The 16437-nt window shown below is 36.1% G+C and carries 15 protein-coding genes; 12 read left to right on the forward strand and 3 right to left on the reverse strand.

All coding sequences use genetic code 11. The features are described 5' to 3' along the window. The first annotated feature begins 205 nt into the window (after positions 1 to 205). The 7 genes from glmU (at position 206) to CES88_RS09445 (ending at position 10589) form a co-directional block, all read left to right on the forward strand. Positions 206 to 1606, forward strand: a complete 1401-nt coding sequence (gene glmU, locus CES88_RS09415; RefSeq protein ID WP_290733704.1) for a bifunctional UDP-N-acetylglucosamine diphosphorylase/glucosamine-1-phosphate N-acetyltransferase GlmU — start codon at positions 206 to 208, stop codon at positions 1604 to 1606. A 137-nt stretch (positions 1607 to 1743) separates the two neighbouring features. Further along, entirely contained in the window at positions 1744 to 3567 is a 1824-nt protein-coding gene (glmS, locus tag CES88_RS09420) for a glutamine--fructose-6-phosphate transaminase (isomerizing) (RefSeq protein WP_290733706.1), read from the forward strand. A gap of 1 nt (position 3568) precedes the next feature. Further along, positions 3569 to 5815, forward strand: a complete 2247-nt coding sequence (locus CES88_RS09425; RefSeq protein ID WP_290733708.1) for a UvrD-helicase domain-containing protein — start codon at positions 3569 to 3571, stop codon at positions 5813 to 5815. Between the two features lie 98 nt (positions 5816 to 5913). After that, positions 5914 to 8178 carry a hypothetical protein gene (locus CES88_RS09430; RefSeq protein ID WP_290733710.1) on the forward strand — a complete coding sequence of 755 codons (2265 nt, stop codon included), beginning with the start codon at positions 5914 to 5916 and terminating at the stop codon, positions 8176 to 8178. Then, positions 8175 to 9230 (forward strand): S-methyl-5-thioribose-1-phosphate isomerase, encoded by a 1056-nt coding sequence (gene mtnA, locus CES88_RS09435; RefSeq protein WP_290733713.1) that lies wholly within the window; start codon positions 8175 to 8177, stop codon positions 9228 to 9230. Before CES88_RS09430 ends, mtnA begins: the two co-directional genes overlap by 4 nt. After that, positions 9227 to 10135: a hypothetical protein gene (locus CES88_RS09440; RefSeq protein ID WP_290733715.1), complete on the forward strand. Its 909-nt coding sequence runs from the start codon at positions 9227 to 9229 to the stop codon at positions 10133 to 10135. The genes mtnA and CES88_RS09440 overlap by 4 nt, the downstream gene beginning before the upstream one ends. Further along, a complete protein-coding gene (locus CES88_RS09445) occupies positions 10119 to 10589 on the forward strand; it encodes a cyclic nucleotide-binding domain-containing protein (RefSeq protein WP_290733717.1) in 471 nt (156 codons plus the stop codon). Before CES88_RS09440 ends, CES88_RS09445 begins: the two co-directional genes overlap by 17 nt. A 24-nt stretch (positions 10590 to 10613) precedes the next feature. On the opposite strand, the gene CES88_RS09450 is transcribed toward CES88_RS09445, so the two are convergent. After that, entirely contained in the window at positions 10614 to 11048 is a 435-nt protein-coding gene (locus CES88_RS09450) for a FliG C-terminal domain-containing protein (protein WP_290733728.1), read from the reverse strand. Between the two features lie 17 nt (positions 11049 to 11065). Beyond that, positions 11066 to 11491 carry a hypothetical protein gene (locus CES88_RS09455; RefSeq protein WP_290733730.1) on the reverse strand — a complete coding sequence of 142 codons (426 nt, stop codon included), beginning with the start codon at positions 11489 to 11491 and terminating at the stop codon, positions 11066 to 11068. A gap of 91 nt (positions 11492 to 11582) precedes the next feature. Here CES88_RS09455 and CES88_RS09460 point away from each other — a divergent pair, with 91 nt between their 5' ends. Genes CES88_RS09460 through CES88_RS09470 form a run of 3 tightly spaced genes read left to right on the forward strand, consistent with a single transcriptional unit; the run spans position 11583 to position 14248 of the window. Then, positions 11583 to 12764 (forward strand): thiolase family protein, encoded by a 1182-nt coding sequence (locus tag CES88_RS09460; protein WP_290733732.1) that lies wholly within the window; start codon positions 11583 to 11585, stop codon positions 12762 to 12764. A gap of 9 nt (positions 12765 to 12773) precedes the next feature. Beyond that, positions 12774 to 14075, forward strand: a complete 1302-nt coding sequence (locus tag CES88_RS09465; protein WP_290733734.1) for a hypothetical protein — start codon at positions 12774 to 12776, stop codon at positions 14073 to 14075. After that, entirely contained in the window at positions 14072 to 14248 is a 177-nt protein-coding gene (locus CES88_RS09470; RefSeq protein ID WP_290733736.1) for a hypothetical protein, read from the forward strand. Before CES88_RS09465 ends, CES88_RS09470 begins: the two co-directional genes overlap by 4 nt. Before the next feature lie 3 nt (positions 14249 to 14251). On the opposite strand, the gene CES88_RS09475 is transcribed toward CES88_RS09470, so the two are convergent. After that, the gene (locus CES88_RS09475) at positions 14252 to 14797 is read right to left on the reverse strand and encodes a hypothetical protein (RefSeq protein WP_290733738.1); all 546 of its coding nucleotides are present in this window, start codon (positions 14795 to 14797) and stop codon (positions 14252 to 14254) included. Between the two features lie 120 nt (positions 14798 to 14917). On the opposite strand from CES88_RS09475, the gene CES88_RS09480 reads away from it, so the two are divergent. Both CES88_RS09480 and CES88_RS09485 read left to right on the forward strand, forming a co-directional pair. Beyond that, a complete protein-coding gene (locus CES88_RS09480; protein ID WP_290733739.1) occupies positions 14918 to 15790 on the forward strand; it encodes a hypothetical protein in 873 nt (290 codons plus the stop codon). A 127-nt stretch (positions 15791 to 15917) separates the two neighbouring features. After that, a complete protein-coding gene (locus CES88_RS09485; RefSeq protein WP_290733741.1) occupies positions 15918 to 16409 on the forward strand; it encodes a ubiquinol-cytochrome c reductase iron-sulfur subunit in 492 nt (163 codons plus the stop codon). The last annotated feature ends 28 nt before the right edge of the window (positions 16410 to 16437 follow it).

Genomic DNA, 16437 nt, shown 5'->3' on the forward strand with positions numbered 1-16437 from the left:
CTTCTTTCACATAAATCATCGGGGAAATGCCTCTAAGTCTTTAAACTTTTTATAATTTTTGGTATATTTTTTTCTAAGTATTTAAGTAACTTAGTCGGGTATTGACCCAAACTTGGCTACTTAGACTACGTAGTGTTGTGAATTGATCGGATGTTTCAAATATGCGATCATTTCCCTCTAGTTCTATTATAGATAAAGGATATTTATGAAATATGAAGTTGGTACGGTAATTCTTTCCGCAGGAGCGGGGACTCGAATGAGTCTAAGTCTTCCAAAACCTTTGGCGCCTTTTCTAGGGAAAAGCTTAGTTGATTACCCACTAAGTGAAAGTCTTAAAATGATGAGCTCTATTGCTGACTCAAAGTCTTTTACGGGGCTTGTTACAGGACATGGAAAAGAGTTAGTTGAAGAGTATGTTAATAAGAATTATGGGAATCATCAAATTTCGTATGCTTACCAAAAAGAGCAGTTAGGAACGGCTCACGCTCTAAGATGCTACTTTGATCAAATTGAAGATGCTAAAGAGTGTGAGTATACGCTCGTTATGTGCGCAGATACCCCTTTGATTGAAAGCGAATCATTAATCTCTTTATATAGAGAAGCTAAGGATAAGAATCTGGATGGTGTTGCGGCAACTTTCAAAGTTGCTACACCAAAAGGTTATGGAAGAATCATCAGGTCAAAAAATAGTGGTTTTCATATTGTTGAAGAGAAAGATGCTAATGATGTAGAAAGGCAGGTTCAGGAAGTAAACTCTGGAATGTATGTTTTAAAGACATCGTTTATTTTAGAACATCTCTATTCAATTGGATCATCTAATAAAGCAGGGGAGTTCTACCTCACAGATCTATTTAAAGATGAGTATAATGTTTCACCAATTCTCTTTGAAAGTGCTTCCTCATTTGTGGGAGTGAATAATTTAGAGCAACTTGAAAAAGCTGAAATAGCAATGAGGAAGCGTATTATTTCTTCCCTACGAGAAACAGGTGTTCGCTTTGTCGATTCAAGACATACTTATATAAATACAAGCAATATTGGAAAAGGAAGTTTTATTCATCCTAATGTCTCTATCGACAATTTAAGTAGGGTTGGAGAAAATGTCACACTTGAGCCTGGTTGTATTATTGTAAATTCGACAATTGAAGACGGAGTTACAGTAAAAGCCTATTCACACCTTGAAGAAGTTATTCTTAGAAAAAGCTCGGTTGTCGGTCCTTATGCTAGGTTAAGACCCGGAGCAGATATTGGAGAAGAGGCGAAAATTGGAAACTTTGTTGAAGTAAAGAAATCCAAGCTCGAAAAAGGTGTTAAGGTCTCTCATTTAAGTTATGTGGGTGACGCAGAAATTGGTGAAGAAACAAATATTGGTTGCGGCTTTATCACTTGTAATTATGACGGAGCGAAAAAACATAAGACGATAATAGGAAAGAGAAGCTTCATTGGTTCTGACTCTCAAACTGTTGCACCTGTAACAATAGGTGATGATTGCTTTGTGGCCAGCGCCTCAACTATTACCCACGATATGAAGGATGGAAGTTTCGCTATCTCTAGGCCAAAACAGGCAACAAAAGAGGGAATGGCCAAGCGCTTCTTAAAATCTAAATAGAAAATTTAAAATAATGGTCTTCTAAGAGGTGTTTGTGCACCTTTAGAGGCCTTCTGAATTGGCAAAAAGCCCTCCAAGGTGATATCTTCATTCGATTATAATTTGTTTAATGGCGCGTAGCGTACCAAGGAAGATATATGTGTGGAATTGTTGGCCATATTGGTCCTAAAGATTCAGTTAATATTGTTTTAGAAGGTCTAAGAAGATTAGAGTATCGTGGCTATGATTCAGCCGGTGTCAGCTTTATTGATGAAAGTGATGAACTTCAAATATATAAGAAAAGTGGAAAGCTAGATAATTTAAAAGGACTCCTAGAAGGCAAGGACTTTAAGGCGAGAATGTGTATTGGGCACACTCGCTGGGCCACTCATGGGGAAGTGAATGATACAAATTCACATCCACATATGAAAGATCATATTTCTATTGTTCATAATGGAATAATTGAAAATGCATCAGCTCTTAGAAAAGAACTCGCGGCCGGGGGATATGAATTTCAATCACAAACAGATTCAGAAGTCTTTCTCTCTCTTTTAACAAGAGAGCTTGCTACAGGAAAAAGTTTTAAACAAGCAATGCTCGATAGCTTTTCATTAGTTGAAGGAAATTCTGCTTTTGTTGTTTTAAATAAAGACGTCTTTGAAATTATGTCTATTAAAAAAGGTGCGCCGCTTGTTTGTGGAATAAATACTGTGGACTCAGAAGCATTTGTTTCTTCTGATCCATACGCTCTCGCTGGTATGGCCTCTAGACTTTACTTTCCTGCTGATAATGTTCTCTGCCATTTAAGCGCTAAGAATAAAAACTTAATTAACTTCTATGATTCTGAGGGAAATCCAACAGAGAATTACATGTCTAAAAAACAAGATATGTCTGTAGGGCCTACAGATAAGGGTGAATTTGAGCACTTTATGCTTAAAGAAATTCACGAACAGCCAGAGCTTATTCGCTCTCTTACTCAGTTCTATTTTCACGGAGAAGGGTTAGAGAGTTTATTAAAAGCAGGTGAGTTTGTTCCTAGTAAATTTCATATGACTGCCTGTGGAACTGCTTACTACGCGGGTCTTTTAATAAGAGATTTCTTAGAAGCCTATAATAGAATTCCTTGTTCTCCTGAGCTTGCAAGTGAATTTAGATATAGAAAGCCTCTTCTTCAAGAAGGTGAGAGTGGTCTCTTTATCTCTCAATCAGGTGAGACTGCTGATACTCTGGCAGCTCAAGAATTATGTACAGAGAACAACATTAAAACACTTTCAATTGTAAATGTTGATGGATCAACTCTCTTTAGAAATTGTGATAATAACTTACTAATTAGAGCAGGAATGGAAATTGGAGTTGCTTCAACAAAGGCTTTCACCCAACAAGTGTTAACAGGAAGACTATTATCACTTGCCTTAAGTAAAGAGATGAATGAGGAAGCATCTAGAGTGAAGCTTACTGCTAAGTTTTCTCTACTTGCTGAAAAAATTGATCATCTTATTTCAAGATCAGAAGAAATTAAAAATATTGCAGAGTCTATTTATAACCATAAAGGCTTCTTTTATACAGGAAGAGGTATTTACTTTCCTGTGGCGTTAGAGGGAGCACTTAAGCTTAAAGAAATTGCTTACGTTCATGCAGAAGGCTACGCCGCTGGTGAGTTAAAGCATGGTCCAATTGCGATGATTGATGAAGATATGGTTAATGTTGCACTTGTAGGCCCAGAGTTATTTGAAAAGACAGTGTCAAATATTCAAGAGATTAAAGCTAGAAAGGGAGTGATTCTCACAATTGGCCCTAAAGATCATGAAGAGTTAGCAGAACTTTCTGACTACTACTTTGGAATAGACTTTGATGGGCTTGAGGAACTTTCTCCAATCTATATCAATATTGTAAATCAATTATTGGCCTATTATATTGCAAAATATAAAGGAACAGATATTGATAAGCCTAGGAATTTAGCGAAGTCAGTAACGGTTGAGTAATATGGACTTAAATGGATTAAATGAACAACAAAGAAAAGCAGTTTTAAAAACTGACGGTCCAGTAATGATCTTGGCCGGAGCGGGCTCAGGAAAGACGAAGACCTTAGTCACAAGAATAGCTTATCTTTTAGAAGAGTTGCACGTTAGTCCATTCCAGGTCTTAGCTCTCACATTTTCTAATAAAGCCGCCAGAGAAATGCGTGAGCGTATTAGCACAATGGTTGAAGCAGATATTGGCTCTCTACAAATTACGACCTTTCACGCTTTTTGCGCGAGAATACTTAGAAGTGAAGCGAATTACTTAGGACTTTCTAAGAACTTCACTATTTATGATACATCTGAACAGAAGGCCGTTGCTAAGGCAATTCTTGGTCGTCACGGAATATCTACAAAAGAGATTTCTCCATTTGAAATTCTCTACTATATGGATGATTTAAAAAATCATGGACACTATCCTGGAAGAGATATTTCTGAGTGTGATTATGAAATAGATGAGAGTGATTCTTTTTTCACTTTCTATCAAGAGTATGAAGCAGAACTTCATAAGGCGAATGCAGTAGATTTTGGAAGCTTAATTACAGGGGTTATTCAGCTCTTTGAAAAATTTCCAGATGTGCTTAAGAGGTATCAAGAACGCTTTAAATACCTATTGGTAGACGAGTATCAAGATACTAATAGGGCCCAGTTTGAATTAGTTAAAATGCTTAGTGAAAAATCTCGTAACGTCTGCGTAGTAGGAGATGAAGATCAATCTATCTATTCATGGCGTGGAGCAGATATAAGAAATATCCTAGACTTTGAAGAGATGTTTTCTGATGCGAAAATTTTAAAGCTAGAGCAAAACTATAGATCGAGTAAGAATATTATTGAGGCAGCCACTCATGTCATCGCTAGAAATTCCCAAAGAAAAGGGAAGGAGATGTGGACGAATAATCCCCATGGTGAGGACATCGAAATTATAGAGTGTTTCAACGATAAGACAGAAGCAGAGTTTATTGCAGATAAAATAAAAACTCTTTCAAAAGAAGGGCACCCTCACAAAGAGATGGCAGTATTTTATAGAACGAATACTCAATCTAGACTTATTGAAGATTACTTAAGAAAGAGTAATATTCCTTACAGGGTTGTTGGTGGTGTAAAGTTCTATGAAAGAAAAGAAATTAAAGACCTAATCGCCTATATAAGAGTTGTAGTTAATGAAAAGGACTCTTTGGCCTTAAGCCGAATTATAAATGTTCCAGCGAGAGGTATTGGTGCGACGACTCTTCGTAAATTAGAGAATGAAGCTGTTACAAATGGTTGCTCCCTCTGGGAGATGTTAGATACCGTCGTTTCAAATCCAGAAGACTATAAGCATATTAGATTATCAGCTAAAGTTAAGTCGGCCCTCAATCACCTGGTAACTCTTATAAATGAAGTGAAGGTATCTGTTGATTCAGTTGCTCCAAGCTCTCTTTATGAAAAGCTTCTTCACGAATCAGGTTATTGGGAGTTTTTAAAGTCTAGTAAAGATTATGAATCACAAGCTCGAATGGAAAATCTTGAAGAGCTTCAGAGTGCACTTGTGCAGTATGAAGAATCAAATAAGGCCCCGACTCTAATAAATTTTCTCGAAACGATTACTTTAGATACCACTAGTGAAAGTGACGAAGTCACAAATACTGGTGAAGTTTCTCTTATGACTATTCACGGAGCCAAGGGACTTGAATTTCTCTACGTCTTTGTAACAGGAGCTGAGGAAAATATCTTCCCGAGCTATAAGAGTCTTGAAAATGGAGAGACTGCTATAGAAGAAGAGAGAAGACTCTTCTATGTGGCAATGACAAGAGCAATGGAGAAGCTTTATATAACTTTTGCTCAAGGACGAATGCTCTTTGGTCAGTTGCGCTTTAATGGACCGAGTAGATTCTTAAATGAAATTCCTGATAAATTCTACCAATGGAAGAAGCCAAGTGGTGGAACTATGACTACTGGAAGTTCTTGGGGCGATGGAAATGACTTCGATGATTTCAATCAAGATCAATCGTTTGATGATGAAGCTGTGTTTCAGGTCGCTTCATACGAAGATGAGAATAGAGCACCTAAGGCAAAATTTCCAAAAGGCGTAAGAATTGTTCATTCTCTCTATGGTGAGGGGACTGTTCTTGATTCAAGTGGATTTGGTCCAGACGAGAAAGTTTCAATTAAATTTTCCGATGGAGCTCGCAAGAAGTTCCTCGTGAAATTTGCTCCTCTAGTACTTGCCTAGTAACCACCTTCTTTGGTCAAGCACCTAGTATTAGTGTTTGACCCAACCCCTCTAAATTGTGATAATGACTTCTAGCAATACTCAAAAGGAATTGAAGCATGAAGTCAAAAAAGCTAGTCATTATAGCCTCTATTATAGGTGTTCTGTGTCTTGGAACTTTTGTTGGGGCCTATTTCTATGCAAAATCATTAGTGACACCCGAAAAAGTTAGAGAAATGTCGCTAACATTTCTTAAGAAGACTTTTCCAAAATCAAAGATAGAACTTGGAAAAACGGAAATTAATTTTGGTTTTTCCATAAAAGTAAATGTTGATAGTCTCTCAATTCATGGGCCGAAGTATAATCTTGCTTCACTTGAAAATTTAACAATTGATGTTCCTATTTTCTCCATTTTAACTGGTGGAGGAGATTTAACAATCTCTTTAAATTCTCCAAATATACATTATATTGAAACAGAGAAATCAAATAATTGGAGCATTGCCTTAGAGGGCCCAATTAAGAAAGCTTCAAAGAAAGATGCTGGAAAAAAAGCAACAGAGGATATTTCAAAAGCTGCAACAATTGGTATTCCTACTTTTCTTTTAAATAGTACCGCAAGTTTAAATATTAAAAATTTGATTCTTCATTATGAACTCAAGGATAGTAGTAAGGGAAGTGTAACCTTAGAAAAGGTTCTCTTTAAAAAGATTGGTATAAAAAACTCTAGTGCTTACGAAATAAGTTCTAAGTTAGATTATAAAATGAAATCAGGAGAATCACTTAATTTAGATGCACTTCTAATTGGACAATTTAATTTAACGGAAATTATTTCAAAGCAAAAAATAGAAACAGTTTCAGTTCTAAAAATTAAAAATATGAAAGTCCCTGGAATTAAGAATACTCTTCCAGAAATAAAAGCAGAGATTAATACTGCTATTGAGAAAAATGGAAAAGTTCTTGTAGATTCAAATATAACTTTTCTTGATAAGAATAGAATTGCGATGAAGATCAATATTGATAGTGGGAGAGTTAGGGTTGATAAAATTGATACAGAGTTAATTCTTAAAGACTTATTAACTATTAGTGGAATAAGTATTAGCTCCCTGGACCCTAAAACAAGTAGTATTAAATTATCTGGAAGTGTGAGTGTAAGTAAGAAGGGAACTATTACACCCAATCTGAATTTCTCTCTAGGCCCAAACCTTACTTATGTAGATAAGAACTTTACAACCAGAACTACTTTGGCAGGCTCTCTCGTCAATAAGAGTTTCAAGGCGAAAGCTGAAGCAAAAGTTTTAGATGGAACGATAATATTTCAAAACGTGATGACTATTGATTTAAATAATCTGCCAACAGAAAAAAATCTTCCAAAGAGTAATACTCTTCTAAATATTCAAAATATTTCTCTTACTGAAAACCTTATTCAAGAGATGCTCTATAGTGGTTCTCAAAGCACTTCTGCTGCAGAAGTAGATTCTTCAAGTAGGGAAGCTGAGCAAGTGAAGAATACGGCTCCAGCCTCGGCACCAATCATCATTCCTCCTGGAGATTTAACCGTTAAGATGAATAATGTTAAAATTGGAAATAAACCATTTTCATTAGAATCAAAGATAAATCTCTCTCCAAAAAAGATCGAAGTAAGCGATACGACATTTCATTTCTCAAGTGGTAGTGGTTCTTCATCTGCAGTCGTAAGCTTAGGAAAGAACGCAACAACAGGTGTTTTTGATTTTGATTTAAAAAACTTTGATCTTATTGCTCTGAAGCCATTTCTTCCAAAGAATGTTCTCTCTGCAGTTCTAGGAGTCTTTTCAGGTAAGGCAAATGGGAAATTTACAGTAGGGGCTAAAGGGGCAAGTTATGATGTTCTCACAAATGTTAAGGCAGTAAATGGTGAATTAAAAGATATAAATATTGGAGATTATGTAAAGCCAATACTTAATTCTATTCCAAAGCTGGGGGAAAAGTATGCAGGTAAAGAGATTGATGTAGATGGAAAGTTTTCAAGCCTTTCTTTAAATGGAAGATTTACAGACTCGATGTACTCAATCAAATCTACAAAGTTTATAGATGCAAAGAAGTATCTTGAAATTACTGGAAATGGAAATGTAAGTCCTCTACCGACTAAGAATAGTGTTTTTAATGTGAATTATAGAGATCTTTCGGGAAAGATTTCGAAAGTATTAACGAAAGAAATCGGAACGAATATTGTCCCATTAAAACTTGTTGGGAAGGGATTTTCTTTGAAACCTGATATTGAATATACTCTTAAGAAAGTTTCAAAAACAGCAGTGAAAGTTCAAGCGAAGAAGCAAATAAAGAAGCTTTTAAATGAAGATGGGAAGAAGAAGATTAATAAACTATTAAAAGGATTATTTAATTGAAGAATATAATTAAACCACTCTCTTGGAACAATGGTGTTTTAAATTTATTAGATCAAAGACTTCTACCTCTTGAAGAAGTCATTATTGAAAATCATACTGTTGAAGATGCTTTTAACTCAATTAAAGATATGGTTGTGAGGGGAGCTCCTCTTATTGGCTTTACGGGTATTTTTGGAATGGCCTTATTTGCAAGATCTAAGAAAGATGCGAGCTTTGAGGAATTTCAAAATGCAGCAGACTATCTAAACTCTTCTAGACCTACTGCAGTTAATCTTGCCTATGAGTTAGATCGTTGTATGGAAATTATTAAGGAAGCTTTTGAGGCCAAGACCATAGACAAAATAGAAGTAGATCTTGTGAATTTTGGGCATGCTCAACTTGAGCTCATTCATAGAGATAACCTGTCTATGGCCAATACTGCGCTGAAAGACTTAGAAGAAAGGTTAGGGAAGAGAAAGTACCGAATCATGACTCTTTGTAATACGGGGTATCTTGCCTGTGGTCCAATGGGAACTGCCCTTGGCGTAATTTCTCACTTATTTGAAAATGATAGAATTGAACACGTCTACGCTTCTGAAACAAGACCTTATATGCAAGGAATTAGGTTAACTTCGTATGAGCTTAAGAAGCAAGAAATCCCCCATGATATCGTAGTAGAAGGATCTTTTTCTTATCTTATGAAGAATAAATTAATTGATGCCATTTTTATTGGAGCTGATAGGATTGTTCGAAACGGGGACACCGCTAATAAAATTGGGTCTTCAACTCTTAGTATCGTGGCCAAGCATTACGGAGTACCATTCTTCGTTGTTGCTCCCACAAGTTCTTTTGATTTTACAGCAGAAACAGGAATAGAGATTCCTATTGAAATGAGAGATCAAGATGAAATACTTTCTATTAGAGGTAACAGGGTAGCTCCTCTTGAAACAACAGCTTTAAATCCGAGTTTTGATGTTACAGATGCTAATTGTATAACAGGAATTATTTGCGAAGAGGGAATGATTTCTCCTGTGAGTAAAGAAAAACTATTAATGGTGACAGGTAGAGAATGATAAGAGCAAGTATTGATATTGGCTCTAATAGTTGTCTTCTCTTAGTCTTAGAGGTTGAAGGACATTCTTTTAAAACTCTAGAAAGTCATTCAAGAATTACCTCTTTGGGAAAGAATTTAGATATAAATAAGAAGTTTTTAAAAGAGTCAGTCGATGCGACATTAAATGCTCTTAGAGACTACTGTGAAATTTTATCAAATTATAAAATTAATCTTCCTGACGTCATCGTCACCGCAACTGAAGCATCAAGAGTGGCTTCAAATTTTAATGAATTAGCAGATCCTGCTAAGGATAGTCTTGGTTTAAAAATACAAAGAATTTCTGGTGAAGGAGAGGCCTATTACACTGCTCTTGGCGTCGCCAAAGGTGTTCATGGTAATTCGTCGCTAATCACAATAATGGACATTGGTGGAGCTTCCACAGAATTAATTAATGTAGAGCTAAAAGATTTTAAAATTTTAAACTCGATTAGTCTTCCTGTTGGTTCTGTTAGGGCGACTGATTGGCTCGCTGAAGGTCGATTCAAGGATAAAATGTTAGAGATTTTTAAAGAATTTGATTTAGAGAATTTTTCAGTTGATAAATTAGTTTGTGTTGCAGGAACGATGACAACACTTGCTGCACTTCTTTCGGGTATGAAGAAATTCGATGAAAATAAAGTTCACGAACAAGTATTTTTTAAAGATGACTTAGAGAATATTTTAACAAAATTAAAAGAAAGAACCTCTACAGAGATTCTTGAAGAATTTCCTATATGTGGGAAAAGAGCTTTCAGCATCTATGGTGGAGCCCTTGTGGCAAGTGAGATCGCTAAGCATTTAAATATATCGCAGTTTGAAATCTCTACATATGGACTTCGTTACGGGGTCGCACTAGAAGGAAGGGTTGATGAACGATTTATCTAAAAATGATAACTTTAGTGATGTCATAAAAATTAAAAAAGGTGCAGTTCTCTTTCATGAAGGAGAAAAATCTAACTTTCTCTACATTATTGCAAAGGGAAAAATTCAACTTATAAAAGAAGATGATAATGGAATTCATCCATTGGCCTCAATTGGAGAAAAGAACTTTATCGGTGAACTTTCAATGTTTAATGATGAGAAGAGATATGCGTCTGCAATCGCTTTGGAAGAAACAGAAGTTTATATGATAAAGAAGACAGATATCAGAAAGGTTTTAAAAGAGTGTCCAGAATGGGTAACAAATATTATGGTTACGCTGACGGACCGTCTACGTGATGTTGATGAACTTATGCGTGAACATAGAGTTTCTGATAGTGATATTGCAAATTTAAGTAGTGGTGAACAAAAAGATATGAGAACAGCTCTTAAAGAATATAGAGGTAGGAGAGGTCTTTAAGTTGATCTCTCCTAAATATAGTAATTAGTTTAGTTTGATTTGCTGTCTTCTATTTAATGTCGCAATTACTTGAACAATTTTTTCTCTAGCTTTTGAAATAGAGTCATTTTCGTTATTTAATCTGGCCTTCATTGCATGATAAGATTTCTCGGCATATTCTCTTGGCAGTGTAGAAAGAGCTTTCTTTTGAAATTCAAGTGTACAGGCGCGAATGGCGACTCCAAAAACACCAGAATGAACATTTCTACAAAGAGTCTGAAGATCAAATTCATTTAATTTATAAATATCATTGAAAGAAATACTTTTCTCAAGGAGCTCAGCAGCGAGTTGAGGATTTCTCTTTTGAATATTTCTAAAGAGAGTTGCCTTCTCTTCTTCTGGCATGATTTGGAGCATTTCAATTATTTGCGCTTTACCGTTAATAAAGACTCCACTTGGTGTATTATTATTTGCGTCCATGATTTATTCTCCGGTTATTAGGCTTGGTCTTCCCACTTCATCTTTTCTTTCATATATCTTTGGCGGGCATTATCGACAGTATTTTTATGCGATTCAACAAGGTGTTGGATTTCACTTTCCTGGCCCTCTCTTACTTCGTTAACTTGATCATCGTGGGCTTTCTTTAAGTTTGAAAGTTCTTCTTTCAGTCTTTCATTTTCCATTGCAACATTCTTATTTTGCTTAGAGCGAACACTTGTAAGTTTTTGCTCAAGCTCTATCTCAAGAGCATTGATTTGTTTCTCATAATCATTTCTTAGTCGTGATATTTGCGCTTCGTTCTTTTTGACTTCTTTACCAAATTCATTCTCGTGCTCAGTTCTAAGCTTTTTTAATTCCGAATTATATCTCTTATCCTCAGCTTCTTTGAACCTTGTGGCCTTGAGATGGGTAATATTTGTCATAATTAGACTCGCGAGAAAATGTTTTGCAGATACGTACTCTGCGACACTATAATTTTACGAGATCAGTACCAGTTGTTACAAGGAGGCAAATATGACGTCTATTGATTCAGGTAAAATATATCTAGTTAGCGGTAAGAGAACACCCTTTGGTAAGTTCGGAGGATCATTAAAGGATATCTCTCCTGTGGATCTCGCTGTAACAGCAGCGAAGGCAACATTAGAGGAAATTAACCTCTCTGCTTCAAAAATTCAGCACGTTATCCTAGGTAATGTTGTAACTTCAACAACTGATACTATTTATGGAGGAAGACACTTGGCCTTAAAGTTGGGTTGCCCTGAAGAGGTTCCTGGATATAATGTTAACCGACTTTGTGGGTCGGGTATTCAGTCAATACTTGATGGTTTTAGAATGATTAAAACTGGTGAGCACGATTGTGTTCTTGCAGCAGGTGCTGAAAATATGTCACTCGTTCCCCATTTAACTTATGGATCCCGTTTTGGAACGAAGTATGGACCACTTAAAAGTGTGGATATGCTCCTAGATTCTCTCACTGATAAGTTTACGAATTCGCCAATGGGTATAACGGCAGAAAAGCTCTCAAAGAAATTTAATGTTACAAGAGAGCAATGCGATGAGTATTCGTTACAATCCCATCAAAAAGCAACTAAGGCCTATGCTGATGGTCACCTTCAGGGAGAAATTACACCTGTTGAACTTAAACGTGGCTCTTGTGAGAAAGACGAGCATTTGAGAGAAAATGCATCACTTGAAGATATGAGTAAGCTACGTGCTTCTTTTCAAGAGGGAGGGGTCGTAACTCCAGGTTCTGCTTCTGGAATTGTTGATGGTGCCGTTGCTGTTGTTTTAGCGTCAGGAAAATTCTGTCAGGAAAATAATTTAACACCAATCGCTGAGATTGTTGATGGATGTGTTGTTGGAGTTGATCCTACAATTATGGGAATTGGTCCAAGTCCTGCGATTAAGAAATTACTTGCAGCAAATAAAATGGAATTGAAAGATATTGATCTTGTTGAAATTAACGAAGCTTTTTCAGGCCAAACTCTTTCATGTGTAAAGGATTTAGAGTTAGATGAGTCGAAGTTAAATATTTGGGGAGGGGCAATTGCGCTTGGCCATCCTCTTGGAGCCTCAGGAACTCGAATTACTTTAACGCTTGCTAGACAATTACATGCCGTTAAGGGAGAATTTGGAATAGCTTCGGCTTGCATCGGTGGTGGACAAGGAATCGCTGTTTTAATTAAAAAGGTTTAGTTGTAATAGATGGAAAAAATCTTAGTTCATAAAGAAGATTTTGATGAGTTTCGCTCTTGGCTTGGTTTGAATATTGAATCAATTACTTGGCAAGGGCGATTTCAGCATGAGTTTGAAGAATTTTGGAAGCTGTTTTTTTTGGATGGCCTTTCTCTTCTTCAGGTTTCTGCGCGCTTTGAGTACGCAACTTCAAATACTAAGATAGGACCAATTATTTCGTGGTTCCAATGGGTGAGAGATAAATTTATAAGTTTTATCTTCATTAAGAACGACGTCTCTGTTTTAGAATTAGCAAATCAATTAGATATGGGAGTTTCAGAGCTCGCTTCAACTCTTAGAGTATTCTTTGTAGAAGTATATCCACACTATGAGGACCATTTTTCCGATGTTTTTCAAGTTGGAAACAAAGCTTCACCAAATATTTATCACAAGTATAGTGGTTTAAAAGAAAAGTATAATCTAGAAGAAATTTTTAGAGGAAGTCATGATGAAGAAATAATGCCTTCTCTTGAAGTTACTCTCTATGATGAGTGGTCTATTTTCTTAGAAAAAATGAAGAAAGATCTTTTTCATCCAGAATTTAATTTATCAAAAATAAGAAAGAATGCCTCTCTCAGAAAGCAGGCTATATTTGTAGCTGAAGTTCTTGTCCTTCTCGCAGTTGGAACAAGTCTCTTCTATATTTTAAAATATGGAAATGAAAGCTTTGAAAAATATCTAACAGATAAAATTTCTGTTTATGAGCCACAGTTTAAATGGCTTGATAAGAATTTAACTTTTAAGTCTACTGAGAAAGTAGAGGAGAAATCTTTCCCTTTAAATATTGGCGCAATCGAAGAAGTTGATGATTCAGCCAGTCAGCTGGGAGAAGTCCTCGTTGAAGAGTCTCGTTTTGAAGCGGAGTCAGAGGTTGTATTAACGTCAATGGACTCTCTTCCAAAAGATTTTGAAATTGCAGGGTTAGAACAATCCGAATATGAAGAATTAAGACAACGTGGTTATAGAGACTCGATGTATGGTAATACTAAAGTTTACCGAGTTATGATGAAGTCTGTCGATACCGATAGAGTTAGAACAAACCTTGCTGACTTATTGAAAAAGTATGAGGTAACTCAAGTTGATAACGTTAAGCCAGGCCTCGCCGTTCCTGGAGGCTATTATTATAACCTCTATGTTTCAAGAGCAAAGCTCAAAGAGTTTATGGCCCAGGTTAATGAAGTCGACGACACTGTTATTTATGAAAGTAGAACTAGGACGGTACGAAACCCTCCTGGAAAAAATAAAGTATTTATATGGGTGAAAAGATTATGAAAAAAATTCTATGCTTAACGTTATTAGTAGGCGTATTTGCTTCTTGTTCTTCTAGTACAAACAAAGCTGTAAAAGAGGATGTTAATGAGAAAACTGAGGAAGTGACTAAGAAAATCAAGAAGAGAAAAGGTTATTGTTCTCCTCTAGATAAGGCCATGAATAAGTGTGATTAATTTCTACATTTGTCCATCTGGAATTTCAAAGAGTCCTTTTACTTTACGAAGTAGAACGTGGCTCTTTCCTAGATAGTACCACTGTCTAAAAAAACCAATTACCATTGAAGCAATAAATCCGTAGATTACTCCGGAGTGAGTTGTTTTTGCTACAAGGCCTGTGTCGTGTGCTCCTCCGAGTAAGAATCCTATCATTCCAAGGATAAGCATTAGAATTGTCCAAGGGATAGTTTGTCTTTTACAAAGATCAGCTTCGTGAACAAATCTCTTAACTTTTTTAATATACGGTTCTAAATCTTCCGGAGCTTCTTCAAAAAGTTCAGCAAGATTATTTTCAGAGTGAAGAATTAGATCAATATTATTTACTAGTCTTGCAACACCTATGAAGTAGAACATCACAAATGCTTGTGCAAAAATTGTATATATAAAGACTGTTATTGCTAAATGAATATGAGAAAGTTCGACAAGGTCATAACCAAGCGCCTTTGAAGCAGTGAGTAAGACTGACGCAACCATGATTAAGATCAATGTTCTAAGTAAATTTGCCATTATGTATGTCCGTATAAGTTTTTATTCAATTGTCATAATAGTGTAGATTTGCTACTAAAAGCACTACTAAACTGAAAATGAACATAGTCCAATAAGCGGCAATTGAAAAGGCTCAATTCGATGACGGAAGTTGAAAAAGAACCAAAGAAATTAATCTTAAAAGGTGACAAGAAATTACTTGAGAATCCTTTTGTAGGAAGTTTGATTGTGCCAATAGCAATAGTGTTAGTGGGAGCTTTGATTATTTTTGGTGTAACAAAAATGTTATCTACAGAGTCTTCATACAAAGATCACGTCCGTGAACTTCAGTCTAAGGCTTTTGGAAATAAGTGGATTGCAGCTTACGAGTTAAGTAAGAAAATCGGGTCTTCGCAGATTCCTGATGAGGACATTCCATGGCTAGTGGAAAATTTATCCGATGTTTATTCTAATTCTCCTGACCCTAGAACAAGAGACTTTGTTGTGGTGGCACTTGGTGGACTGAGAAGTGAGCTGGCTTTCCCTGTTTTAGAAATGGCCTTAAAAGACAAGAGTTCAGATGTTCGCTTCCATACTTTAGTAGCTCTTGGAAATATGCCTCAAGGGGTGGCTTTTAATTGGGAATCATTAAAACCATATTTTACTGATGAAGATCATGCGATTAGACAAGCTGTTGTTCTCGCAGTTGGGACGCATAAAGTAAAGGCCTTGGAAGGCTCAGTTGTAGGAAGTCTTCGAGACGAAAGTATTGCTGTTAGATATTCAGCTGCAACGGCGCTTATTTACTATGAAAATGATGCGTCGATCCAGACAATTAAGCAAATTTTAGAAACTGGTGTAAGTTCGGTTTTTGATGTGAATCAAGTGACGAATTTAAAACTAAATATATTGAATGCAATTGAAAAAATGAAGTGGAAGAAGATGACGACTGTTGTGCAAAGTGTTGTTGATGGGAATAATAATCCAAAAGTTACAACAAAAGCCCAGCAAGTTTTAAATGAATTGAAAAATTAAGACATTGTCGGCATAATCTAACTACGTAATTTTTTAGAATTAATATTAAATAAACCCTGTTAACGGAGCCGGAGTGCTTGGTTTTCGGGGTATTAAACTTTTTAAAGGTTTGAGAATGAGTACTGAAATGAAACAAAGTTTAAACCGTAGAGAGTTCTTTAGTTATCTCTCTGTTGCTTGGATTGCATTCTCTGCTGCATGTGCAGGTCTTGCAACTTTAGCATTTCGTTTTTCTTATCCGAATGTGAGCTTTGATCCTGAAATGGATTTCATTGCTGGTAGACCAGGTGATTATGAGGCCGGTGTTGATGAGCGTTGGAAGAATGGTTACGGTGTTTGGATGGTTAAGCAAGAAGGTAAACTGGTAGCTCTTTCAAATATTTGTACGCACCTTGGTTGTATTCCTAACTGGCTTCCTGCTGAATTAAAATTTAAGTGTCCTTGTCATGGTTCTGGTTACTATATGAGTGGTGTGAACTTTGAGGGACCAGCACCACGCCCATTAGAAAGATATAAAATTTCTCTCACAGCAGAGGGAACAATTAAAGTAGATAAGACGAAAGTTTACCGTTCAGAAAAAGGTCAATGGGATAATCCAGACTCTTTTTTAAACGTTTAATTTAATTTTTAATTTAAAAGATAGTGAA

It is taken from the genome of Halobacteriovorax sp. JY17, assembly GCF_002753895.1.
In the GTDB taxonomy this organism is placed as follows: domain Bacteria; phylum Bdellovibrionota; class Bacteriovoracia; order Bacteriovoracales; family Bacteriovoracaceae; genus Halobacteriovorax.